The sequence below is a fragment of the Streptomyces sp. NPDC020801 genome (assembly GCF_044334385.1).
In the GTDB taxonomy this organism is placed as follows: Bacteria; Actinomycetota; Actinomycetes; order Streptomycetales; family Streptomycetaceae; genus Streptomyces.
The window spans coordinates 1-23,935 of sequence record NZ_JBIRST010000007.1; the positions used below are offsets into that span (position 1 = coordinate 1).

16 protein-coding genes and 1 pseudogene are annotated in these 23,935 nt (G+C 71.5%); 1 reads left to right on the top strand and 16 read right to left on the bottom strand.

Annotation, left to right across the window (positions count from 1 at the left end):
* Positions 1-171, top strand: a pseudogene (locus ACH4UM_RS16140) (UTP--glucose-1-phosphate uridylyltransferase); the annotation flags it as partial.
* 138 nt (positions 172-309) lie between these two features.
* Here the strand turns inward: ACH4UM_RS16140 and obgE are convergent.
* From obgE to ACH4UM_RS16220, 16 genes are all read right to left on the bottom strand, one after another.
* The gene (gene obgE, locus ACH4UM_RS16145; RefSeq protein ID WP_398178703.1) at positions 310-1,746 is read right to left on the bottom strand and encodes a GTPase ObgE; all 1,437 of its coding nucleotides are present in this window, start codon (positions 1,744-1,746) and stop codon (positions 310-312) included.
* A gap of 141 nt (positions 1,747-1,887) precedes the next feature.
* Positions 1,888-2,142 (bottom strand): 50S ribosomal protein L27, encoded by a 255-nt coding sequence (rpmA, locus tag ACH4UM_RS16150; RefSeq protein ID WP_023550764.1) that lies wholly within the window; start codon positions 2,140-2,142, stop codon positions 1,888-1,890.
* Positions 2,143-2,156: 14 nt separating this feature from the next.
* The gene (gene rplU, locus ACH4UM_RS16155) at positions 2,157-2,477 is read right to left on the bottom strand and encodes a 50S ribosomal protein L21 (protein ID WP_009188585.1); all 321 of its coding nucleotides are present in this window, start codon (positions 2,475-2,477) and stop codon (positions 2,157-2,159) included.
* A 295-nt stretch (positions 2,478-2,772) separates the two neighbouring features.
* The gene (locus tag ACH4UM_RS16160) at positions 2,773-7,077 is read right to left on the bottom strand and encodes an Rne/Rng family ribonuclease (protein WP_398178705.1); all 4,305 of its coding nucleotides are present in this window, start codon (positions 7,075-7,077) and stop codon (positions 2,773-2,775) included.
* Positions 7,078-7,354: 277 nt separating this feature from the next.
* Positions 7,355-8,131, bottom strand: a complete 777-nt coding sequence (locus ACH4UM_RS16165) for a TIGR03936 family radical SAM-associated protein (RefSeq protein WP_398178708.1) — start codon at positions 8,129-8,131, stop codon at positions 7,355-7,357.
* A gap of 273 nt (positions 8,132-8,404) precedes the next feature.
* Entirely contained in the window at positions 8,405-10,363 is a 1,959-nt protein-coding gene (locus tag ACH4UM_RS16170) for a TIGR03960 family B12-binding radical SAM protein (RefSeq protein ID WP_398178711.1), read from the bottom strand.
* 132 nt (positions 10,364-10,495) lie between these two features.
* Positions 10,496-11,998: a CHAD domain-containing protein gene (locus tag ACH4UM_RS16175; RefSeq protein WP_398178713.1), complete on the bottom strand. Its 1,503-nt coding sequence runs from the start codon at positions 11,996-11,998 to the stop codon at positions 10,496-10,498.
* A 93-nt stretch (positions 11,999-12,091) separates the two neighbouring features.
* The gene (gene rodA / locus ACH4UM_RS16180; RefSeq protein ID WP_398178716.1) at positions 12,092-13,291 is read right to left on the bottom strand and encodes a rod shape-determining protein RodA; all 1,200 of its coding nucleotides are present in this window, start codon (positions 13,289-13,291) and stop codon (positions 12,092-12,094) included.
* A complete protein-coding gene (gene mrdA / locus ACH4UM_RS16185; RefSeq protein WP_398178719.1) occupies positions 13,288-15,540 on the bottom strand; it encodes a penicillin-binding protein 2 in 2,253 nt (750 codons plus the stop codon). Before mrdA ends, rodA begins: the two co-directional genes overlap by 4 nt.
* Before the next feature lie 86 nt (positions 15,541-15,626).
* Positions 15,627-16,304, bottom strand: coding sequence for a rod shape-determining protein MreD (mreD, locus tag ACH4UM_RS16190; protein WP_398178721.1), 678 nt, complete (start codon positions 16,302-16,304; stop codon positions 15,627-15,629).
* Between the two features lie 18 nt (positions 16,305-16,322).
* Positions 16,323-17,261, bottom strand: coding sequence for a rod shape-determining protein MreC (gene mreC / locus ACH4UM_RS16195; RefSeq protein ID WP_398178724.1), 939 nt, complete (start codon positions 17,259-17,261; stop codon positions 16,323-16,325).
* Positions 17,262-17,423: 162 nt separating this feature from the next.
* A complete protein-coding gene (locus ACH4UM_RS16200; protein WP_037854464.1) occupies positions 17,424-18,443 on the bottom strand; it encodes a rod shape-determining protein in 1,020 nt (339 codons plus the stop codon).
* Positions 18,444-18,757: 314 nt separating this feature from the next.
* On the bottom strand, positions 18,758-19,171 hold the full coding sequence (gene ndk / locus ACH4UM_RS16205) for a nucleoside-diphosphate kinase (RefSeq protein ID WP_398178727.1): 414 nt from the start codon (positions 19,169-19,171) through the stop codon (positions 18,758-18,760).
* Positions 19,172-19,246: 75 nt separating this feature from the next.
* A complete protein-coding gene (locus tag ACH4UM_RS16210) occupies positions 19,247-19,621 on the bottom strand; it encodes a DUF4233 domain-containing protein (RefSeq protein WP_398178730.1) in 375 nt (124 codons plus the stop codon).
* Between the two features lie 6 nt (positions 19,622-19,627).
* On the bottom strand, positions 19,628-21,148 hold the full coding sequence (locus ACH4UM_RS16215) for a bifunctional folylpolyglutamate synthase/dihydrofolate synthase (RefSeq protein WP_398178733.1): 1,521 nt from the start codon (positions 21,146-21,148) through the stop codon (positions 19,628-19,630).
* 117 nt (positions 21,149-21,265) lie between these two features.
* Positions 21,266-23,896: a valine--tRNA ligase gene (locus tag ACH4UM_RS16220; RefSeq protein ID WP_398178736.1), complete on the bottom strand. Its 2,631-nt coding sequence runs from the start codon at positions 23,894-23,896 to the stop codon at positions 21,266-21,268.
* Positions 23,897-23,935: the final 39 nt, after the last annotated feature.

Consider the following 23,935-nt stretch of genomic DNA (forward strand, 5'->3'; position numbering starts at 1 on the left):
GGCCCGGTGCACGGCGTCGTCTTCAAGGGCCGCCGCTACGACACCGGCGACCGCGGCGACTACCTGCGTGCCATCGTCCGGCTCGCGTGCGAACGCGAGGACCTGGGCCCCGGCTTCAGGGCCTGGCTGCGGGAGTACGTCGGCCAGGAGCTGGCGGGGGGCAACGCCTGACGGCGGCGCCGGAACAGCGCGAAGGGCGGGCCCCGGAGGAGAACTCCGGGGCCCGCCCTTCCGGTTCCGTGCGCCCTCGCGCCGGCCGGGCGCAGGCCCTGAGAACGCCCGGGGCCCGACCCGCCGGACGGGCCGGCCCTAGAACGGCTCGAAGTCGTCGAAGTCCTGCTGGGCCTCGTCGCGTTCGGCCTGCCGGTCGCGGCGGCGCTGCGCGGCGGGGCGTACCCCTTCGAAGCGGTGGTCCTCGCCGCGCCGGCCGAGCATCTCCGCGCCCGCCATCACCGACGGCTCCCAGTCGAAGACGACCGCGTTGTCCTCGGGGCCGATGGCGACCCCGTCACCGCCGCGGGCGCCCGCCTTCATCAACCCCTCCTCGACGCCGAGGCGGTTGAGGCGGTCGGCGAGGTAGCCGACGGCCTCGTCGTTGTTGAAGTCGGTCTGCCGCACCCAGCGTTCGGGCTTCTCGCCGCGCACCCGGAACAGCCCGTCTTCCTCGCGGGTGACGGTGAAGCCCGCGTCGTCGACCGCCTTCGGCCGGATGACGATCCGCGTCGCCTCCTCCTTCGGCCGGGCCGCGCGCGCCTTCGCGACCAGCTCGGCGAGCGCGTACGACAGCTCCTTCAGCCCCGTGTGCGCCACCGCCGAGACCTCGAAGACACGGTAGCCGCGCGCCTGGAGGTCGGGCCGGACCATCTCGGCGAGGTCCCGGCCGTCCGGGACGTCGATCTTGTTGAGGACGACGATGCGCGGCCGGTCGTCGAGCCCGCCGTACTGGCGCAGCTCCTCCTCGATGACGTCGAGGTCGGAGACCGGGTCGCGGTCGGACTCCAGGGTCGCCGTGTCCAGCACATGCACCAGCACGCTGCACCGCTCCACGTGCCGCAGGAACTCCAGGCCCAGCCCCTTGCCCTGGCTGGCGCCCGGGATCAGGCCGGGCACGTCGGCGATGGTGTAGACGGTCGAACCGGCCGTCACCACGCCCAGGTTGGGGACGAGGGTGGTGAAGGGATAGTCGGCGATCTTCGGCTTGGCCGCGCTCAGCACGGAGATCAGCGAGGACTTGCCGGCGCTCGGGTAACCGACCAGCGCCACGTCGGCGACGGTCTTCAGCTCCAGGACGATGTCCCGCAGGTCCCCGGGCTCGCCGAGCAGCGCGAAGCCGGGCGCCTTGCGCCGGGCCGAGGCCAGCGCCGCGTTGCCCAGACCGCCCCGGCCGCCCTGTGCGGCGACGAAGGAGGTGCCGTGGCCGACCAGGTCGGCCAGCACGTTTCCGGCCTTGTCCAGGACGACGGTGCCGTCCGGCACCACCAGGACCAGGTCCTCGCCGTCCTTGCCGGAGCGGTTGCCGCCCTCGCCCGGCTTGCCGTTGGTGGCCTTGCGGTGCGGGGAGTGGTGGTATTCGAGCAGCGTGGTGACGGACTGGTCGACGGTGAGGATCACGTCGCCGCCGCGTCCTCCGTTGCCGCCGTCCGGGCCGCCCAGCGGCTTGAACTTCTCGCGGTGGACGGAGGCACAGCCGTGACCTCCGTTACCCGCGGCGACATGCAGCTCGACGCGGTCCACGAAGGTGGTCATGGTGAGTGCCTCCTGGGGATCCCCCGGCCCGAAGGCTGGGGGAGTACGGGTGTGTCTTGTTCTCAACGCGCGAAAGGCGGACCCGCCTTCCCGCCCGGGAAGTGAGGTCCGCCTCGCGAGACGTTCGGTCTGAGCCTGAGGTCAGGCGACCGGAACGATGTTCACGACCTTGCGGCCACGGTGGGTGCCGAACTCCACCGCACCGGCCTGCAGCGCGAACAGCGTGTCGTCGCCGCCGCGGCCGACGCCCGCACCCGGGTGGAAGTGGGTGCCGCGCTGGCGGACCAGGATCTCACCGGCGTTCACGACCTGACCGCCGAAGCGCTTCACGCCGAGCCGCTGGGCGTTGGAGTCGCGACCGTTCCGGGTGGACGATGCGCCCTTCTTGTGTGCCATCTGTTCTCAGTCCCTTACTTCGCAGCCGTGGGGATCGACGTGACCTTGATCGCCGTGTACTGCTGGCGGTGGCCCTGCCGACGGCGGTAGCCGGTCTTGTTCTTGTAGCGCAGAATGTCGATCTTCTGGCCCTTGTGGTGGTCCACGACCTCGGCCTGGACCTTGATGCCGGCCAGCACCCACGGGTCGCTGGTCACAGCGTCGCCGTCGACAACGAGCAGGGTCGAGAGCTCGACCGTGTCGCCAACCTTGGCAGTGGAAATCTTGTCAACCTCAACGATGTCGCCGACAGCAACCTTGTGCTGGCGACCACCGCTGCGCACGATGGCGTACACGCGGATCTCACTCTCTCGCTCGGGGAACGGCACCCCCGCAGGCCAGCCGCCCGGCATGCGGGCAACCTCTCCCGGCCAACCGTGTGCCCGGGAGGAAGAGGTTTACGGGGATGTGGCGTGCTCAGTGGACACGCCGACGGTCTAGGTTACGGGTCCTGCCGCACAGGGGTCAAACCGGGCCCCGGCCGGGACACGGGCAGGACATGGGCAGGGGTCCCGGCCGGGGCACAGCGGCCCCCGGCAGCGGTGCGGCCCTGCCCGCACGGGGCAGGGCCGCACCGCTTCGTCGAACCGCTCAGTCCTCGTCGGTCGAGGCCGACACGGAGGACAGCGTCTGCTGCGCCGCCGCGGTCTTCTTCGACGCCGACTTCTTCGCGGCCGTGGCCGTCTTGGCGGTCTTCGCCGCCTTCTTGGCCGTCACCTTCTTGGCGGCGGTCTTCTTGGCCGCCGTCTTCTTGGTGGCGGCCTTCTTCGCCGTGGCCTTCTTGGCGACCTTGCGGGCCGTCTTCTTGGCCGGGGCGGCCTCGACGGCGCCCTCGCCCGTCTCGGCAACCGGTACGGCCGCCTCGGGGGTCTCGCCGGCCTCCGCGGTCTCCGCCCGGGTCTCGTCGGCCGGGCCCGCCGGGACGACCACCACGGCCGCCTCCTCGGACGCGGTCGGCGCAGTGGCCTTGCGCACGGCACGGCGGCGCGGACGGGCCGGGGCGGCGCTCTCGGCGGGGGCGGGCGCCTCGGCCGGGGCCACGGCCTGCTCGGCCGCCGGAGCCCCGGTCGCCACGGCCGCCGGAGCCTCGGCCGCCGGAGCCTCGGCCGCCTCGGGCACCGTCACCACGGCCGCCCCGGCTCCCACGGGGGAACCGGCCGGCGCCGACACCTTGCGGGTCGCGCGGCGGCGCGTACGGCCCTTGGGCGCGGCCTCCTCGGCGGCCGGCGCGGTCGCGGACGCCGGGACGACCGGGGCCTCGGCGGCCACGGGCTCGGCCTGCGCCGTGGGAGCCGGCTCCTGGCGCACCGGGCGCTCGGCCTCCTCGGCGGCGGTGACCGCCTGCGCCGTGGCAGCCGGGCCGGCACCGTCGGTGTGCGCCTTCGGCGCGCCCGCGGGAGCGGACGCCCGACGGCTCGCCCGGCGACGGCTGCGGCCACGGGTGGCCGCGGCCTCCGCCTCGGCGATGCTGCTGTACAGCTCCTCGTCGGGGGCGATGTCGGGCGCGGGCAGCGCGACCGGCTCGGCGACCTCGGCGGCGACTTCGGCGGCTGCGGCCTCCGACTCGATCTCCGCCTCCTCCTCGGCAGTCTGCGCGGCGGCCTCCACGGCCTCGTGCTCGGGCGGCAGCTCGGCACCGGCGCGGGCGCGCTTGCGGCGCTTGCCGCCACCCTGGCCGCCGGCGGTCGGCTGCTCCATGTGGACGATGACACCGCGGCCGTTGCAGTGGACGCAGGTCTCGGAGAACGACTCCAGCAGACCCTGGCCGACCCGCTTGCGGGTCATCTGGACCAGGCCGAGCGAGGTCACCTCGGCCACCTGGTGCTTCGTACGGTCGCGGCCCAGGCACTCCAGCAGGCGGCGCAGCACCAGGTCGCGGTTGGACTCCAGGACCATGTCGATGAAGTCGATCACGATGATGCCACCGAGGTCACGCAGCCTGAGCTGGCGCACGATCTCCTCGGCCGCCTCCAGGTTGTTCCTGGTGACCGTCTCCTCCAGGTTGCCGCCCTGACCGGTGAACTTGCCGGTGTTGACGTCGATGACGACCATCGCCTCGGTCCGGTCGATCACCAGCGAACCGCCGCTGGGCAGCCAGACCTTGCGGTCCAGCGCCTTGGCGAGCTGCTCGTCGATCCGGTACGTGGCGAAGACGTCGACCTCGCTGGTCCAGCGCTGCAGGCGCGGCGCGAGGTCCGGGGCGACGTGCGAGACGTATCCGTGGACGGTCTCCCATGCCTCGTCACCGCTGACGATGACCTTGGAGAAGTCCTCGTTGAAGATGTCGCGCACGACCCGGACGGTCATGTCCGGCTCGCCGTACAGCAGCGAAGGCGCACTTGAGCTGCCGCCGCTCTTGGCCTTCTTCCGGATGTCCTCCCACTGCGCCTGCAGCCGCTCGACGTCCCGGCGCAGTTCGTCCTCGCTCGCGCCCTCGGCGGCGGTGCGCACGATGACGCCCGCGTCCTCGGGAACGATCTTCTTGAGGATGGTCTTCAGCCGGGCCCGCTCGGTGTCGGGCAGCTTGCGGCTGATGCCGGTCATCGAGCCCTCGGGCACGTACACGAGGTAGCGGCCGGGGAGGGAGACCTGGCTGGTCAGCCGGGCGCCCTTGTGGCCGATCGGGTCCTTGGTCACCTGGACCAGGACGGACTGCCCGGACTTCAGGGCGGACTCGATGCGGCGCGGGCCGTTGGCCATGCCCAGCGCCTCGAAGTTGACCTCGCCGGCGTACAGGACGGCGTTGCGGCCCTTGCCGATGTCGATGAAGGCGGCCTCCATCGACGGCAGGACGTTCTGCACCTTGCCGAGGTAGACGTTGCCGACGTACGAGGTCGACTGCTCCTTGTTGACGTAGTGCTCGACGAGCACTCCGTCCTCCATGACGCCGATCTGCGTACGGTCGCCGTTCTGCCGGACCGCCATCACGCGCTCGACGGCCTCGCGGCGGGCCAGGAACTCGGCCTCGGTGATGATCGGCACACGGCGGCGGCCCTGCTCGCGCCCCTCGCGGCGGCGCTGCTTCTTGGCCTCGAGACGGGTCGAGCCCTTGATGGACTGCACCTCGTCGGCGGCGTCACCGTGCCGCTCGTCCTTCTTGCGCGGCTCACGGACCTTGACGACGGTGCGCTCGGGGTCGTCGGCGGACGGCTCGCCGTCGGTGCCGCCGTCACCGGCCCGGCGGCGACGGCGACGGCGACGACGGCTGCTGCTGTTGCCACCGGGGCCCGACTGCTCCTCGCCCTCGTCGGCGTCCTCGGCCTCCGCCGCGCTCTCCTCGTCCTCTTCGAGCTGCTCGGCGGTGTCCTCGGCGTCCTGCGCGGCCTGCGCGGCGGCGAGCTCCTCGCTCTCCTCCGCCTCCTCGTCGGCGCCGGACTCCGCGGACTCTCCCCGGCGACGGCGACGGCCACCGCGGCGACGGCGACGGCGGGAGCCGGACTCCTCGCTCTCCTCGTCCTCGGCGGCGTCCTCGGCCGGCTCGGCCTCCTCCTCGTCGGCGGCGACGGCCGTGTCGGCGGCCTGGGCCTCGGGCTCCTCGGCGGAGCCGCGACGACGGCGACGACGGCGCGCGGAGACCTGCTCGCCGGACTCCTCGGCGGCACGCTCGGGCTGCCCGGCCGGGGACTCCTCGGGCTCCTCGGCCTCCGCGGCCTCGGCGGCCGCCTGCGCGGCGGCCCGCTCCGGGGTCTGGAACCTGGGCTCGGCGAAGACGGGCGCCTGGAACACGGCGACGGCGGGACGCGAGGGCCGGCGCGGGGCCTCCTCCTCGGCGGCCCCGGCGGTCCCGGCAGCGGCGGCCGGCCGTCCGGGCTCGGAGAACCCGGTGGCGGCACGCCGCACGACCCGGCGACGGCCACGGCGCGGGCCGGCCTCCTCGGCGGCCTCTGCGGCGGGGGCCGGGGCCTCGGTCCCGGCGGGGGCCTCGGCGGCCTGCGGCGCGGGCACGGAAGCCCGGGAAGCGGGCTCAGCGGCGGCGGGCGCCTCGGGCATCGTCTCGTCCTCGGGGGCACCGGCGGGCGCGGCGACGCGGCGCGTGGCACGACGACGCTCCCGGCGCGGAGCCGGTGTCTCGGCGACGGCCTCGGCGGGCGCCTCGGCGGCAGCGGTCACGTCCTGGGCGGGCGCGGACGCCTCTCCGGAGTCCGCAGTCTCGGCGGTCCCGGCCGCCTCGTCCGGCTTCGGCGCCGCGGCGGGCGCGGACGACCGGCGAGTGGCGCGGCGCCGCGGACGACCGCCGGTCGCGGTCTCGGCGTCCTCGACGGAAGCGACGGCAGGCACCTCGGCGGCGGCCTCCGGCGTGGCGCTCTCCGTGCCGGTGGCGGCAACCGCCGTCTGGTCCGGCTCCGCGATCGCCGGGGCTCCGGTGGGCGCGGAGACGCTGCGCGTGGCGCGGCGGCGGGTACGGCGCGGAGCGGCGTCCGCACCGGCCTCGGCGGACCCGGCGGGCGCCTGGGCCTCGACCGGCTCCGCGGCGGCGGGCGTGTCGGCGGTCACCGGCACGACCGTCTCGGCGGCCTCCTCGCCCTCGGCGGCGTCCTTGGGCGCCCCGGCCGGAGCGGAGGCCCGCCGACGACGCGTGCGACGCGCGGGCGCGGGCTCCTCGGCGGCGGCCTCTGCGGCCTTTGTCATCTCGCTGTCGGCCTCGGTGGCCCCTTCGGTCTCCACTGGCCCGGCGCTCACGGCGCCCTCTTCCTGCTCCACCGGCTCAGCCTCCTCGGCGAGCTCGGCGGGGTCCGCGGCCGGTATGGCCGGCGCGGTGATCTCGGCCGGGGCCTCGGAGGCGCCGGGGGGTCCCGCCGGGCGGGACGCGGCACGGCGCCGGCGACGCGGCGGCAGCGTGTCGCTGGGGGTGTTCAGTTCTTCGGAACCCTCGGTGGGTTCGGTCGGCTCGAGCATGCGGGCGTATCTCCCGTCAGGCTCCCGGGCGCCGCGCCTGGTCCGGTGCCGATCATGTAGATCGAACACCGTTGACGTCCGCGGCCGCGCGATGCGCGATGGCCGCCGTCCGGGGCGCGGGCGCCACACGGGAGCTCTCTGTGTCCTGTCTCGCCGGTTCCGCACGCCTTGTCGCGTACGGCCTGGCGAAAGTCTTCTGGTCGGTGCGCTGCCCGACCCAGGTGGCTCCCGAGTACGAGGGCGGCGCTTCGACGTCCGTCCCTGCGCGGAACCTTCCCTACGCGGGCGCCTTCGCGGCGGCAGTCGCTTCGGCCGGGTGCGGCTCGGTCGCTGCTGCCTCGCGGTCGGGCGCGAGCGGGTCGGTCACCGTGCCGGTCTCTTCATCGAACAGCCCCTGCGCCAGCCTGGTCACCGCTGCGGGGACCGGCGGCGCCAGGTCGGCCACGGCGCGGAGACCGGACAGGACGTCGTCGGGTCGTACGGCAGGCGTCACGTGCCGAACCACCAGCCGCAGTATCGCACAGGGCTGGTCGCTCGGCCTATCAGCCGCCGAACTGTGCGTTTCCGTGCTCTCCAGGTCCACGACCGCGGGGCGGGCGTCGAAGGTGCGCATGCCGTTCTTGGTCAGGCGCTGCACTTCGACGGTCCCGGCGGCGTTGAAGGCCGCGACCGCGCGTTCGGCCTCGGCCGGGTCGACGCCGTCCAGCCGCAGCTCCCACACGGAGGCCGTCAGCCGGTCGGCGAGCCCCGGCGTGCGGGCCTCCACCGCCTCGACGACGTCGAGCCCGGCGGGCAACGACTCGTCGAGGAGGACGCGCAGGCGCTCCGGGTCGCGAAGCGCGGTGAGCGCGATCTCCAGGTACTCCGCCTCACTGCCCGTGCCGGTGGGTGCGGCATTGGCGTAGGACACCTTCGGGTGCGGTGTGAACCCCGCCGAGTACGCCATGGGCACCTCGGCACGGCGCAGCGCACGCTCGAAGGCGCGCTGGAAGTCACGGTGGCTGGTGAACCGGAGGCGGCCGCGCTTGGTGTAGCGCAGTCGGATGCGCTGCACCGCGGGTGCGGGCGGCGGGCCTTCGGGCTGTCGCTTGCCCAGTGTCGTTCAGTCCTTCGTGAGAGCGGTCCTGCTGCCTTCAAGAGTACGTGTCCCGCGTCCCGGAGGTTCCCGCAAGGACGTGCCGATCAGCGGTGCCGCCCCGGCGAGCGGCGTGACGCCTGCGCTCGTGTCGCCGACGAAGGTGGCCGCCGTACCGAACGTGCTGCTGTGCCGGATCGCCTGACCCCGGGCACCGCGGGTTCCCGGCCGCTGACCGTGCCGGAGCCCCGTTCAGCCCGCGTGACCGCCGGTGGCGGCGGGTGCGGCGTTCTTCACCGTCAGCGGCAGCAGCTTCTTGCCGGTCGGGCCGATCTGGATGCTGGTGTCCATGGCGGGGCACACTCCGCAGTCGAAGCAGGGCGTCCAGCGGCAGTCCTCGACCTCGGTCTCGTCGAGGGCGTCCTGCCAGTCCTCCCAGAGCCAGTCCTTGTCCAGTCCGGAGTCCAGGTGGTCCCAGGGCAGGACCTCCTCGTAGGAACGCTCGCGGGTGGTGTACCAGTCGACGTCGACGCCGTAGGGGGCCAGGGCCTTGTCGGCGCAGGCCATCCAGCGGTCGTAGGAGAAGTGCTCGCGCCAGCCGTCGAAGCGGCCGCCGTCGTCGTACACCGCGCGGATGACCGCGCCGATCCGGCGGTCGCCGCGCGAGAGCAGGCCCTCGACGATGCCCGGCTTGCCGTCGTGGTAGCGGAAGCCGATCGAGCGGCCGTACTTCTTGTCGCCGCGGATCTTGTCCCGGAGCTTCTCCAGGCGCGCGTCCGTCTCCTGTGCCGACAGCTGCGGGGCCCACTGGAAGGGCGTGTGCGGCTTGGGGACGAAACCGCCGATCGAGACGGTGCAGCGGATGTCGTTGGAGCCGGAGACCTCACGGCCCTTCTGGATCACGTGCATCGCCATGTCGGCGATCTGGAGGACGTCCTCGTCGGTCTCGGTGGGCAGGCCGCACATGAAGTACAGCTTCACCTGGCGCCAGCCGTTGCCGTACGCCGTGGCGACCGTCCTGATCAGGTCCTCTTCCGAAACCATCTTGTTGATGACCTTGCGGATGCGCTCCGAGCCGCCCTCGGGGGCGAAGGTGAGGCCCGAGCGGCGGCCGTTGCGGGTCAGCTCGTTGGCCAGGTCGATGTTGAAGGCGTCCACGCGGGTGGAGGGGAGCGAGAGGCCGATCTTGTCTTCCTGGTAGCGGTCCGCCAGGCCCTTGGCGATGTCGCCGATCTCGCTGTGGTCCGCGGAGGAGAGGGACAGCAGGCCCACCTCCTCGAAGCCCGTCGCCTTCAGGCCCTTCTCCACCATGTCGCCGATGCCCGTGATCGAACGCTCGCGCACCGGACGGGTGATCATGCCGGCCTGGCAGAAGCGGCAGCCTCGCGTGCAGCCGCGGAAGATCTCGACCGACATGCGCTCGTGGACCGTCTCCGCCAGCGGGACGAGCGGCTGCTTGGGGTACGGCCACTCGTCCAGGTCCATCACCGTGTGCTTCGACACGCGCCACGGGACGCCCGACTTGTTGGGCACCACGCGGGCGATGCGGCCGTCGGGCAGGTACTCGACGTCGTAGAAGCCGGGCACGTAGACCCCGCCGGTCCTGGCCAGCCGGAAGAGGAGTTCCTCGCGGCCGCCCGGACGGCCCTCCGCCTTCCAGGCGCGGATGATCTCCGTGATCTCCAGCACGGCCTGCTCACCGTCGCCGACGACCGCCGCGTCGATGAAGTCGGCGATGGGTTCGGGGTTGAAGGCGGCGTGACCGCCGGCCAGGACGATCGGGTCGTCGACGGTGCGGTCCCCGGCCTCCAGCGGAATGCCCGCCAGGTCCAGAGCCGTGAGCATGTTCGTGTAGCCCAGCTCCGTGGAGAAGGACAGGCCGAACACGTCGAAGGCCTTCACCGGGCGGTGGCTGTCGACCGTGAACTGCGGAACGCCGTGCTCCCGCATCAGCGCCTCGAGGTCCGGCCACACGCTGTAGGTGCGCTCGGCGAGGACGCCCTCCCGCTCGTTGAGGACCTCGTAGAGGATCATGACGCCCTGGTTGGGCAGGCCGACCTCGTAGGCGTCCGGGTACATGAGCGCCCAGCGGACGTCGCACTCGTCCCAGTTCTTGACGGTGGAGTTGAGCTCTCCGCCGACGTACTGGATCGGCTTCTGCACGTGGGGGAGCAGAGCTTCGAGCTGCGGGAAAACCGACTCGACAGGCATCTCGCGAACCTTCATGAGCTGACAGGGGTGACCATCAAGCGTAACCCGCCCGGAAGCCTGCCCCGGACGCCCGGAAACGGACGCCCGGACGGGCGCTCGGACGGGCGCTCGGACGGGCGCCGGGCCGGAGGCTCAGACGGACGTTGCGGACCGGATCGCCCGCCAGACATCCGGCAGCTCCGCCTCCACCGCCGCCGCCCGCTGCTCCTCGCGCCCGTACAGCAGCCCGTAGGTGAACGAGCTCTCCCGTGCCGCGTGCGCCTGACCGGCGAGTTCACGCAGGGCCTGGCGGGCCATGACGCTGTCCTGGTGGTCGCCGAGCAGGCCCTGGAGGGTCTTGGCCGCCTTCACCAGCTCGCCGGCCACGTCGCCGAGGGCGGGGGCGGCGGCCTCGGCCGCGTACCTCGTCCGCTTGGCCTTCTTGCGGGCCTCGTGCAGGGCGAGGTCGCGGTCGTGGCCTGGGGGCAGATCGAGGGCCTGGTCGAGCAGGGCGGACAGCTTGGCGAAGTCCTTCCGTACGGCCCCGGCGATCACTTTGGCGGGCTTCCCGGCGGCCGCCGGACGCAGCGGCGGGTCGGCCAGCAGCGCGTCCAGCGCGTCGAGCAGGGCCAGGTAGCGCCCGCCGTCCAGGACCGCGACGAGCCGGCGGCGCGAGCCGCCGCGGCGAGCCTGCGACCAGGTGCGCAGCCGGTCGCGCACCGGGCCGGTCACCAGCGCCCCGGGCAGGGCGTCGAGGTCGGCGGTGAGGCGCTCGGTGAGCACTTCCTGGTCGCGGTCCAGGCCGAGTTCGCCGCCGAGCCACTTCAGCTCCTCGCCGATCGGGTCGGTGACGGCGCGGTCCAGGACCCTGCCGTAGGTGCGCAGGGCGCTGCGCATCCGGCGGGTGGCGACGCGCATGCGGTGCACGGAGTCGTACACGTCCCGCCGCACGGCCGGGTCCAGCGCGACGACGGCGTCCCGCTGGGCGCGCAGATAGGCGAGGACGTGGTCGCCGGCCGTGCCGCGGGCCGGTTCGGCAGCTTCCGGGCGGCGGTCGGCGGGAGCGGTCTCGGCCAGGGCGCGGGCCAGTTTGGAGGCCGAGGAGGACGGTCGTACGCCGGCCTTGCGCAACCGTTTCTCCACAGTGTCGAGGAAGGCCGGGTCGCCGCCGTCGGCCAGCTCCACCTCGATCTCCGTCCACTGGGCCGACCCGCCCTCGCCGGTGAGCCGCTCGGCCCTCACGGCGTCCACGCCGACCTCGGCGAGCAGTGTGCCGTCGGTGTCGACGAGGTGGCTGACGTCGCGCTGCGAGCGGAGGCGGACCAGGGGCCGCAGCTCGCTGTCGCGGACCCGGGAGCGGACGAGCGCGGCGAGGGCGGGCGGCAGGGTGTCGGAGAGGGGAGCGCGGATCTCGTCCCGGACCCCGGGTGCGACGGGGAACTTCAGGTGCCAGCCCGCGTCCGAGCCTCCGGTGCGGCGGCGCAGGGTGAGTCCGGCGGCGGCGAGGCGCTCGTCGGCGGTGTCGTAGTAGACGGCGTCCAGCTCGGCGACACCCTTGTCGATGACGGCCGCGACCCCGCCGGCGCCGGTCAGATCGGGCAGCCCGCTGTCCTTGGACTCGTACTTCCGCTCGATCTCGCGCTTGGTGTCCGCCATGACCCGAATTTAGTGGCAGTCACGTCCGGGAGCGAGAGGGCGGGGGCGGTCACTCGCACCGGCCCCGCCGAGGGCGGCCCAACCGCCTGAGTCCTACGCCGACATGGGCCGCTGCACCCTGATCGACTGCAACAGCCCCACCGCCACCCACACCGCGAACATCGACGAGCCGCCGTAGGACACGAACGGCAGAGGCAGACCGGTGACCGGCATGATGCCGAGGGTCATGCCGACGTTCTCGAAGGCCTGGAAGGCGAACCAGGCGACGATCCCGGCGGCGACGATGGTGCCGTACAGCTCGGTGGTCTCGCGGGCGATGCGGCAGGCGCGCCACAGCACGACGCCCAGCAGGAAGATGATCAGGCCCGCACCGACGAAACCGAGCTCCTCCCCCGCGACCGTGAAGACGAAGTCGGTCTGCTGTTCCGGGACGAACTGCCCGGTCGTCTGGGAACCGTGGAAGAGGCCCGCGCCGGTCAGACCGCCGGAGCCGATGGCGATGCGGGCCTGGTTGGTGTTGTAGCCGACTCCCGCCGGATCGAGGCTGGGGTTGGCGAAGGCGGCGAATCGGTTGATCTGGTACTGGTCCAGGATGTGCAGCTGCCACACGACGGCACAGCCGACCGCGCCCGCGGTGAGCAGCCCGAAGATCCAGCGGTTGGAGGCGCCCGAGGCGAGCAGCGCGCCCAGGATGATGACCACCATGACCAGGACCGTGCCGAGGTCCGGCATGAGCATCACGATCATGATCGGCACGGCGGCCAGGCCCAGCGACTGCAGCACCGTGCGGTGGTCGGGGTACTGCCTGTCACCCGCGTCCACCCGGGCGGCGAGCAGCATCGCCATGCCCAGGATGATCGTGATCTTCACGAACTCGGAGGGCTGGAGGGAGAAGCCGCCGCCGAAGACGAGCCAGTTGCGGTTGCCGTTGATGGTGGCGCCGAGCGGGGTGAGCACGAGCAGCACCCCGAACAGCGAGACGCCGTAGAGGATCGGCACGGCGGTGCGCAGGGTGCGGTGGCCGAGCCAGACGGTGCCGATCATCAGGGCGAGCCCGATGCCGGTGTTCATCAGATGCCGGATGAGGAAGTAGTACGGGTCGCCCTGGTTGATCTCGGTGCGGTTGCGGGTGGCCGAGAAGACCAGGGCGGAGCCGATCCCGGACAGGACGAGGGCCGACAGCAGTATCGGCCAGTCCAGCCTGCGGGCCATCGAGTCTCGGGCGAAGAGCCGCGTCCAGCCGGCCCGTTCGGGACCGTACCCGGAGACGGAGAAGCTGTTCGCGCCGGTCATGCGGTCATCCTCCGGCTTCCCCCGCGGCGCGGGCGCCTGCGGGTGTTGCGGTTGCCCGTCGGGGTCGAGGTCGTGGTGCCCGGCGTCTGGTCGCCGTTCGGGGCGGTGTCGCTCTGCTCGGCCGCCTTCTCCTGGTCCTTGGCGGGGTCGCCGGAGATCTTCGGGGCGGTGATCGAGCCGTCGGGCTGGACCTTCGGCAGGCTCTTCTGCGGGGTGGGCAGCAGGGCCTTCTTGTCGTCGATGGAGCCGTCGCCCTGAACGCCGTACAGGGCGCTGTAGATGTTGCGCACCGCTTCACCGGAGGCGCCGGAGCCGGTACCGGCCTGGGCGATGGTCATGATGACCGAGTAGTCCTTGGTGTAGGTGGCGAGCCAGGACGTGGTCTGCTTGCCGTAGACCTCGGCGGTACCGGTCTTGGCGTGCAGCGGGATCTTGTCCTGCGGCCAGCCGGTGAACTTCCAGGCGGCCGTACCGCGGGTGGCGACGCCTGCGAGGGCCTCGTCCATCATGTCGCGGGTGGCCTTGGTGATGGGCAGCCGGCCGTGGGACTTGGGCTTGATCTCGGTGACGTGCTTGCCGTCGGGGCTGACGACCGCCTTGCCGATGGTCGGGGTGTACATGGTGCCGCCGTTGGAGATCGCGCCGTAGATGACGGCCTCCTGGATCGGCGTGAGGAGGGTGTCGCCCTGACCGATGGAGTAGTTGATCTCGTCGCCCTCGCGCATCTTGTTGCCCTCGAGGCAGTTCTCGTACGCGATCTTCTCGACGTAACTGCCGTTCTTCTTGCCGGACTTGCACCAGGCGTCCTTGTTGGCCTGCCAGTACCTCTGCTTCCACTGGCGGTCGGGGACGCGACCGGTGACCTCGTTGGGCAGGTCGATGCCGGTCTCCTTGCCGAGGCCGAACTGGTGGGCGGTCTTGAAGAAGTAGTCCTTGGGCTGCCCCTTCTTGGGGTTGATGCCGCCGTCCTTCTTCCACTCGTTGTCCGCGAGGCCGTAGAAGACGGTGTCGCAGGAGACCTCCAGCGCCCGGCCGAGGGAGATGGGGCCGAAGTTCTCGCCCTCGAAGTTCTTGAAGACCTGGCCGCCGACCGAGTAGGAGCTGGTGCAGGGGTAGTTGCCGTTGAAGTCGTAGCCGGCCTGGACCGCGGCGGCGGTGGAGACCACCTTGAAGGTCGAACCGGGCGCGGACTGACCCTGTATGGCCCTGTTGAGCAGCGGGTAGTCGGAGCCCTTGCCGGTGAGCGCCTTGTAGTCCTTGGCGGAGATGCCGCCGACCCAGACGTTGGGGTCGTAGGTGGGGGCGGAGGCCATGGCGACGATACGGCCGGTCCTGGCCTCCATCACCACCACGGCGCCGGAGTCGGCCCTGTAGTTCTCCCCCGTGACCTTGTCGAACTGCTGGCGGGCTGCCTTCATCGCGTTGTCCAGCTGGTACTCGGCGACCCGCTGGACTCGGGAGTCGATGCTGGTGACGAGGTTGGAACCGGGCTCGGCGGCGTCCGCCTTGGCCTTGCCGATGACCCGGCCGAGGTTGTCGACCTCGTAGCGGGTCACGCCGGCCTTGCCGCGCAGCTCCCTGTCGTACTGCCGCTCCAGACCGGAGCGGCCGACCATGTCGGAGCGCAGATAGGGCGATTCGGTGCCCTTGGCCTGCTGGATCTCGTCGTCGGTGACCGGCGAGAGATAGCCGAGGACCTGGGCGGTGTTGGACTTGCCGGGGCCCGCGTATCGGCGCACGGCCTCGGGTTCGGCGGTGATGCCGGGGAAGTCCTCGGCACGCTCGCGGATCTGCAGGGCCTGCTTGGGGGTGGCCTCGTCGGTGATGGGGATGGGCTGGTAGGGCGAGCCGTTCCAGCAGGGCTGGGGGGTCTTGGCGTCGCACAGCCGGACCTTCTGCATGACGTCCTGGGGGGCGATGCCGAGGACACCGGCCAGCTTGGTCAGGACCGCCTTGCCGTCGTCCTTCTGCTTGAGCAGATCGGTGCGGGAGGCGGACACCACCAGCCGGGTCTCGTTGTCGGCGAGCGGCACACCGCGCGCGTCCAGGATCGAGCCGCGCACGGCGGGCTGGACGACCTGCTGGACGTGATTGCCGGAGGCTTCCTTCTGGTACTCGGCGCCGTTGCGGATCTGCAGGTACCACAGGCGGCCGCCGAGGGTGCCGAGCAGGGAGAGGACGAGGATCTGGATGACGACGAGCCGGGTCTGGACCCGTGGGGTCCGGCCGGTCTCGGGGATGTTGGTCACTGGTGCTGCCTCCCCCTCTCAGTGTGTGTACGGGTCGTGTGCGACGAAGCTGTGGGACCCCCGGCGGGCGGTCAACCGGCTCGCTGTCACAGCCGCTTGACCCCCTTGATGCGGCCCACCCGGGCGGAGCGGCTGCGGGCCTTCACCTTCAGGCCGCCGAGCGCGCCGCGCTGGCCGCCGATGCGCAGGCCGGTGCCGGAGGAGAGCCAGCCGGAGGAGATGTCGGCCGCCTTCGACGCGGAGCTGGTCTCGGCGAGCGGATCGTTCTCCGCCCGCCGGGCGAGCGCCATGATGCCGGGCACCACGAAGGGCGCGAGCAGCAGGTCGTACACGGCGGCGCTGATCAGCAGGCCGGGCAGGCCGACATGGCGGGCGGCGGTGTCGCCGACGAGGGCGCCGACGCCGGCGTACAGCAGCGTGGAGCCGATGGCGGCGGCGACCACCACGGCCATGGGGCCGGTGGCCGACTTGACCTGGCCGGTCTCGGGCTTGATGAGCCCGGCGAGGTAGCCGATGACGCAGAGCACGAGGGCGTAGCGGCCGGCGGCGTGGTCGGCGGGCGGGGCGAGGTCGGCGAGCAGTCCGGCGCCGAAGCCGATGAGGGCGCCGCCGACATGACCGTAGACCATGGCGAGGCCCAGGACGGTGAGCAGCAGCAGGTCGGGGACGGCGCCCGGCAGGTGCAGCCGGGACAGCACGCTCACCTGGATCACCAGGGCGACGACGACCAGCGCGGTGGAGAGCAGGATCCGGTTGAGACGCATGGGGACTTCTAGCTCCTACTACTGCGGCTGGCCGGTGGCGGTGGCGTCGGCGGACGGGGTGACCGTGACGGTCACCGTGGGCGTCGGGGTCGGCTTGGGCTTGGGCGGCAGGACCTCGTCGCGCGGGTCCTTCTTCGGGGCCTGGACGACGACGCCGACGATGTCCAGCTTGGTGAAGCCGACATACGGCGTGACATAGACCGTGCGGGTCAGATCGCCGCCGGAGGGGTCCACGCGGGAGACGATGCCGACCGGGACGCCGGGCACGAAGGGCTTGTCGGCCTGCGAGCCGAAGGTGACCAGCCGGTCGCCCTTCTTCACGTCCGCCTTGCCGTTCAGGAGCTGGACGCGCAGCGGACGGTCGCCCTGGCCGGAGGCGAAGCCGAGTTCGTCGCTGCCCTCCATACGGGTCCCGACGGTGAAGTCGGGGTCGTTGGCGAGCAGCACGGTGGCGGAGTCGGGTCCGACGGTGGTGACACGGCCGACCAGGCCGTCGCCGTTGAGGACGGTCATGTCGCGCTTGATGCCCTCGTTGGCGCCGGCGTCGATGGTGATGGTCCAGGAGAAGCCCTGGGCCGCTCCTATGGCGATGACCTCGGCGCCCTTGATGCCGTACTGGCCCTCGCCGGCCACCTTCAGCATCTTGTCGAGCTGCTTGAGGCGGCTGCGGTTGCGGTCGTCGCTGCCGAGTTTCGCCTTGAGGGCCGCGTTCTCCCTCTCCAGTGCGGCGAGCCGGTCGTGGCGGTCGCCGGAGTCACGGATCGCGGAGACCGCGTTGCCGACCGGGTTCACCGCCGCCGACACACCGTTCTCGACCGGGCCGAAGACGGTGGCGGCGGCCTGCCGGGCACCGTCCACCGGGGAGTTCTCCCCGCCACGGATGTCCACCGTGATCAGCGCGAACGCGATGGCGATCAGCAGCACCAGGAGCAGCCGGCTCTCTTTCGTGTCCCTCACGTGCGGCGGCCGTGCCCTTCCTCATAGGAATCGGGTGGCCCCCCAAGGCGCTGAGTGCGAAGCGCAACCCCAAGGGGCCCATTTGTGGGAGCTTATGCCCCTATATCAACGATCCGCCGCACGAGAGGGGATCATCTCGTACGGCGGAATCGAAGAGTTGCCTCATCTGCGCGGCTGGGCGTCCAGGACCTGCTGGAGCGCCTCGAACTCCTCGACGCACTTGCCGGAGCCGAGCGCCACGCTGTCCAGCGGGTCCTCGGCGATGTGGATCGGCATCCCGGTCTCCCGGCGCAGCCGCTCGTCCAGACCGCGCAGCAGCGCCCCGCCGCCGGTCAGAACGATTCCTCGGTCCATGATGTCGCCGGACAGCTCCGGCGGGCACTTGTCCAGGGTCGTCTTGACCGCGTCGACGATCGCGTTGACCGGCTCCTCGATCGCCTTGCGGACCTCGGCGGCCGAGATGACGACGGTCTTCGGCAGTCCGGACACGAGGTCCCGGCCGCGGATTTCGGTGTGCTCGTCGGCGTCGAGTTCGTACGCCGAACCGATCGTGATCTTGATCTGCTCGGCGGTCCGCTCACCCAGCAGCAGGGAGTACTCCTTCTTGACGTGCTGGATGATCGCGTTGTCCAGTTCGTCGCCCGCGACGCGGATGGACTGGGCGGTGACGATGCCGCCGAGCGAGATGACCGCGACCTCCGTGGTGCCACCGCCGATGTCCACCACCATGTTGCCCGTGGCCTCGTGGACCGGCAGGCCGGAGCCGATGGCCGCGGCCATGGGCTCCTCGATGATGTGCACCTGGCGGGCGCCGGCCTGGGACGACGCCTCGATGACGGCGCGGCGCTCGACGCCGGTGATGCCGGAGGGCACGCAGACCACGACCCGCGGACGAGCCAGATACCGCCGCTTGTGGATCTTCAGGATGAAGTAGCGGAGCATCCGCTCGGTGATCTCGAAGTCCGCGATGACGCCGTCCTTGAGCGGACGCACGGCCACGATGTTGCCGGGCGTACGCCCGATCATCTTCTTCGCCTCGGCGCCGACCGCGAGGATGCCACCGGTGTTCGTGTTGATCGCGACGACGGACGGCTCGTTGAGTACGATCCCGCGACCCCTGACGTACACCAGCGTGTTGGCGGTCCCGAGGTCGACAGCCATGTCACGGCCGATGAACGACATTGAGTTCCCCATCAGGATTCGTCTGGCCTTCCCTGGGAGCTTTTGAGGGCATTTCAGGTACGGCGAGGTGGGTGCTGTGACGTGAAGGCTTCCATCGTAGACGCGCCTGCACGAACACTGCGCGAGGGTCTTCGCCATTGTCAGCAGATGGCGTACCGCCTCGCTTGTGGAGACGGTCCATCGGGGGCACGCGTTCCCCCGATCGGCACCGCATATGCCTCAGGGCGGCCGGTGCTGTGCGGCCGCCCTGATCAGGCGGGCCGATCGGCTGACGATACGTCAGGAAAAGCGACCCGGTCCCGGCGCTGCGGCGGTCAGCCCCGGCCCGGGAAGAAGATCTTCACCTCGCGCTCGGCGGACTCCTCGGAGTCGGAGGCGTGGATCAGGTTCTCCCGGACGATCACACCGTAGTCCCCGCGGATGGAGCCGGGAGCGGCGGCGATGGGGTCGGTCGGACCGGCCAGGGCGCGCACGCCCTCGATGACCCGCTCACCCTCGACGATCATGGCCACTACCGGACCGGAGGACATGAACGCCACCAGCGGCTCGTAGAACGGCTTGCCCTGGTGCTCGCCGTAGTGCTGCTCCAGGGTGTCGGTGTCCAGGGTGCGCAGCTCCAGCGCGGTGATCTGCCAGCCGGCCTTGCGCTCGATACGGCTGATGATCTCGCCGGTCAGGCCACGACGGACGGCGTCGGGCTTGAGGAGGACGAGGGTGCGCTGGGTCACGGGGGACTCCTTCTCCTGACAGATGTGCGGTGGGACGAAGGTTACAGGGCGTGTCCCGGCCGCCGTTACGCAGCGTCAGGCAGCGCCGGGCGAGGAGGGGCCGGCCTCGGCGGCCCGGGCCGCCTGGGCCGCGAATCTCGCCTTCGCCTCGTCGACCTTCCGCCCGAAGTGCACCGACGCCCACCACAGCGCCGCGAACACCGCGCCCATGAAGTACATCATCGGCACCACCACGCCGGAGGCGATCAGCGCCACCTGCAGGGCCCAGCCGAGGGCCACGCCACCGGGCCGGGTCAGCACTCCGCACAGCAGCACGCACAGCAGCATCGCGATGCCGCTGACCGTCCACACCGCCGCCATGGACAGGTTCGGGTCCTTCATCGCGACCAGCGCGGCGAAGCCGATGACGAAGAACTCACCGATCAGGGTCGAGGAACAGAGTGTGCGCACGAGAAGTCAGCCCCTCCCGAGGAGCAGTCGGGCCTCACCGACGGTGATGACCGAGCCGGTGACCAGCACACCGCCACCCGCGAACTCGCCCTCCTCCTCGGCGAGCGTGATGGCGGCCTCCAGCGCGTCCGGCAGCCGCGGCTCGACCTGGACCCGCTCCTCGCCGAACACCTCGACGGCGATCGCGGCCAGCTCGTCGGCGCCCATCGCGCGATGGCTGGAGTTCTGCGTGACCACGACCTCCGCGAAGATCGGCTCGAAGGCCTCCAGCAGACCACGCACGTTCTTGTCGCCGCTGGCCCCGACCACGCCGATCAGCCGGCTGAAGTCGAAGGCCTCCTGGACCGCCTCGGCGGTCACCCGCGCACCCGCCGGGTTGTGCGCGGCGTCCAGCACCACGGTCGGCGAGCGCCGCACGACCTCCATCCGGCCCGGTGAGGCGACCGAGGCGAACGCCTTGCGCACCGTCTCCGCGTCCAGCGGCTCGGCGCGCTGCGCGCCGACCCCGAAGAACGCCTCGACGGCGGCCAGCGCGACGGCGGCGTTGTGCGCCTGGTGGGCGCCGTGCAGCGGCAGGTACACCTCGGGGTACTCGCCGCCCAGCCCGCGCAGGGTCAGCAGCTGCCCGCCCACGGCCACCTGCCGCGCCACGACCCCGAACTCCAGCCCCTCACGGGCCACGGTCGCGTCGACCTCCACGGCCTTCTTCAGCAGCACCTGAGCGGCGTCCACCGGCTGCTGGGCCATGATCACGGTGGCGCCCTGCTTGATGACGCCGGCCTTCTCACCGGCGATCTCGGCGGTGCTGGAGCCGAGCCGGTCGGTGTGGTCCAGATCGATGGGGGTGATCACGGCGACGTCCGCGTCGATCACGTTGGTGGCGTCCCAGCTGCCGCCCATGCCGACCTCCACCACGGCCACGTCGACGGGCGCGTCCGCGAAGGCGGCGTAGGCCATGCCGGTCAGCACCTCGAAGAAGGACAGCCGGTACTCCTGGGAGGAGTCGACCATCTCCACGTACGGCTTGACGTCGTGGTAGGTCTCGACGAACCGCTCAGGGCTGATCGGCGCGCCGTCCAGGCTGATCCGCTCGGTGATCGACTGCACGTGCGGGGAGGTGTACCGGCCGGTGCGCAGCTCGAAGGCGCCGAGCAGGGCCTCGATCATGCGGGCGGTGGAGGTCTTGCCGTTGGTCCCGGTGATGTGGAGGGAGGGGTACGACCGCTGCGGCTCCCCCAGGACGTCCATCAGCGCCGCGATCCTGCTGACCGAGGGCTCCAGCTTGGTCTCGCCCCAGCGGCCCGCCAGCTCCTCCTCGACCTCGCGCAGCGCCCGGTCGACCTCGGGGTCCTCCGGCCTGCCCGGCACCTCCGCCTGCGGCGGCCCGCCCTGCGTCCGCAGGGTACGGCTGCCGGCCTCGATCACCGCGAGATCGGGGTCACGCTCGGTCTCCGCCGAGATGATCTCGTCGAACGAGTCGGCGGGGTCGGGCTGCGCACTGTCGTCGTAAGGGGGGAGGTCGCTCACGGGGCAAGTGTACGTAGGCCCGCACGCTCCGCGGGCAGGCGCGGTGAGCGGCCCCCCTGGGGCAGCGCAGGGCCCCGGAGCCCGACGGCTCCGGGGCCCTGCGCGACGTACGGGGAATCAGCCCTGCGGCAGCCGTTCCAGCTGGGCGGCGATCCGCGTGATGTCCTCCTCGGCCTTGGCGAGCCGCGTACGGATCTTCCCGACCACGTGGTCGGGCGCCTTCGCCAGGAACGCCTCGTTGCCGAGCTTGGCGCCCGCCTGGGCCTTCTCCTTCTCCGCGGCCGCGAGGTCCTTGGCCAGGCGCTTGCGCTCGGCGGCCACGTCGATCGTGCCGGACAGGTCCAGCGCGACCTCGGTGCCCGCGACGGGCAGCGTCGCCGTCGCCGTGAAGGAGTCGCCCTCCGGCTGGAGGCGGAGCAGCTGGCGGATGGCGGCCTCGTGCGGTGCCAGCGCCGTGCCGTCCAGCGCCAGCCGGGCCGGAACCCGCTGCCCCGGCTGCAGACCCTGGTCGGCGCGGAACCGGCGCACCTCGGTGATGACGGACTGCAGCGTCTCGATCTCCCGCTCGGCGTCCGCGTCCCGGAAGCCGCTGTCGGCCGGCCACTCGGCGATGACGACCGACTCGCCGCCCGTCAGCGTCGTCCACAGCGTCTCGGTGACGAACGGGACCACCGGGTGCAGCAGCTTCAGGGTGACGTCGAGGACCTCGCCCAGGACCCGCTTGGAGACCTCGGCCGCCTCGCCGCCCGCCTGGAACGTCGTCTTGGACAGCTCGACGTACCAGTCGAAGACCTCGTCCCAGGCGAAGTGGAACAGCGCGTCCGACAGCTTGGCGAACTGGAAGTCCTCGTAGTACGCGTCGACTTCGGCGACGACCGAGTTCAGCCGGGACAGGATCCAGCGGTCGGTGGCCGACATCCGCGAGGCGTCCGGCAGCGGGCCGTCCACGGTCGCGCCGTTCATCAGCGCGAAGCGGGTGGCGTTCCAGATCTTGTTGGCGAAGTTGCGCGAGCCCTGGACCCAGTCCTCGCCGATCGGCACGTCGACGCCGGGGTTGGCACCGCGGGCGAGCGTGAACCGCAGGGCGTCGCTGCCGTACTTGTCCATCCAGTCCAGCGGGTTGACCGCGTTGCCGAAGGACTTCGACATCTTCTTGCCGAACTGGTCGCGGACCATGCCGTGCAGGGCGATGGTGTGGAACGGCGGGGTGCCGTCCATCGCGTACAGGCCGAACATCATCATCCGGGCGACCCAGAAGAAGAGGATGTCGTAGCCGGTGACCAGGACGGAGTTCGGGTAGAACTTCGCCAGGCTCTCGGTCTGCTCCGGCCAGCCCAGCGTGGAGAACGGCCACAGCCCGGAGGAGAACCAGGTGTCGAGGACGTCCGTGTCCTGCTTCCAGCCCTCCGCCTCGGTGCCGGGCGGCTCCTCGTCGGGACCGACGCAGACGACCTCGCCGTTCGGCCCGTACCAGACGGGGATCCGGTGGCCCCACCACAACTGCCGCGAGATGCACCAGTCGTGCAGGTTGTCGACCCAGTCGAAGTACCGCTTCTCCATCTCCTGCGGATGGATCTTGACCTTGCCCTCGCGGACCGCGTCACCGGCGGACTTCGCCAGCGGGCCGACCTTGACCCACCACTGCATGGACAGACGCGGCTCGATGGTGGTCTTGCAGCGCGAGCAGTGGCCGACGGAGTGGACGTAGGGCCGCTTCTCGGCGACGATCCGGCCCTCGGCGCGCAGGGCGGCGACGATGGCCGAGCGGGCCTCGAAACGGTCCAGGCCCTGGAAGGGGCCGTGGACGGTGATGACGGCGTGCTCGTCCATCACGGTGATGGCGGGCAGACCGTGACGCTGGCCGATCTCGAAGTCGTTCGGGTCGTGGGCCGGGGTGACCTTGACGGCGCCCGTGCCGAACTCCGGGTCGACGTGCTCGTCCGCGACGACGGGAATGGACCTCTCCGTCAGCGGCAGCTTGATGAGCTTGCCGACGAGGTGCCTGTAGCGCTCGTCGTCGGGGTGAACGGCGACGGCGGTGTCACCGAGCATGGTCTCGGCACGGGTGGTGGCGACCACGATGGCGTCGTCGCCCTCGCCGTACTTCATGGAGACGAGCTCGCCGTCGTCGTCCTGGTACTCGACCTCGATGTCGGAGATCGCGGTCAGGCACCGGGGGCACCAGTTGATGATGCGCTCGGCGCGGTAGATCAGCTCGTCGTCGTAGAGCCGCTTGAAGATGGTCTGGACGGCCTGGGAGAGTCCCTCGTCCATGGTGAAGCGCTCACGCGACCAGGCGACGCCGTCTCCCAGGCGCCGCATCTGGCCGGAGATCTGGCCGCCGGACTCGGCCTTCCACTGCCAGACCCGCTCGACGAAGGCGTCCCGCCCGAGGTCGTGCCGGGACTTGCCCTCCTTGCCGAGCTCGCGCTCGACGACGTTCTGCGTGGCGATGCCGGCGTGGTCCATGCCCGGCTGCCACAGCGTCTCGTACCCCTGCATCCGCTTGCGGCGGGTGAGGGCGTCGATGAGGGTGTGCTCGAAGGCGTGGCCCAGGTGCAGGCTGCCCGTGACGTTCGGCGGCGGGATGACGATGGTGTACGGCGGCTTGTCGCTCTTCTCGTCCGCCTCGAAGTAACCCCGCTCCACCCAGCGCTCGTACAGCGGCCCCTCTACGTCGGCCGGCGCGTACTGGGTCGGCAGTTCGGTGTCGGGCGCTGGTGGCTGCTGCTGAGCATTCTCGGTCACGGGGCCCAGTTTAGAGGTGTCACGACGCCGTCCCGAACC

Coding starts and splice junctions, on each gene's coding strand:
- ACH4UM_RS16160 (WP_398178705.1), bottom strand. CDS start 7,077: ATGCTCGAGCCGACCGAACCCACCGAGGGTTCCGAAGAACTGAACACC.
- ACH4UM_RS16200 (WP_037854464.1), bottom strand. CDS start 18,443: ATGTCGTTCATCGGCCGTGACATGGCTGTCGACCTCGGGACCGCCAAC.
- mreD (WP_398178721.1), bottom strand. CDS start 16,304: ATGCGTCTCAACCGGATCCTGCTCTCCACCGCGCTGGTCGTCGTCGCC.
- ACH4UM_RS16175 (WP_398178713.1), bottom strand. CDS start 11,998: ATGGCGGACACCAAGCGCGAGATCGAGCGGAAGTACGAGTCCAAGGAC.
- obgE (WP_398178703.1), bottom strand. CDS start 1,746: ATGACCACCTTCGTGGACCGCGTCGAGCTGCATGTCGCCGCGGGTAAC.
- ACH4UM_RS16170 (WP_398178711.1), bottom strand. CDS start 10,363: ATGCCTGTCGAGTCGGTTTTCCCGCAGCTCGAAGCTCTGCTCCCCCAC.
- rpmA (WP_023550764.1), bottom strand. CDS start 2,142: ATGGCACACAAGAAGGGCGCATCGTCCACCCGGAACGGTCGCGACTCC.
- rodA (WP_398178716.1), bottom strand. CDS start 13,291: ATGACCGGCGCGAACAGCTTCTCCGTCTCCGGGTACGGTCCCGAACGG.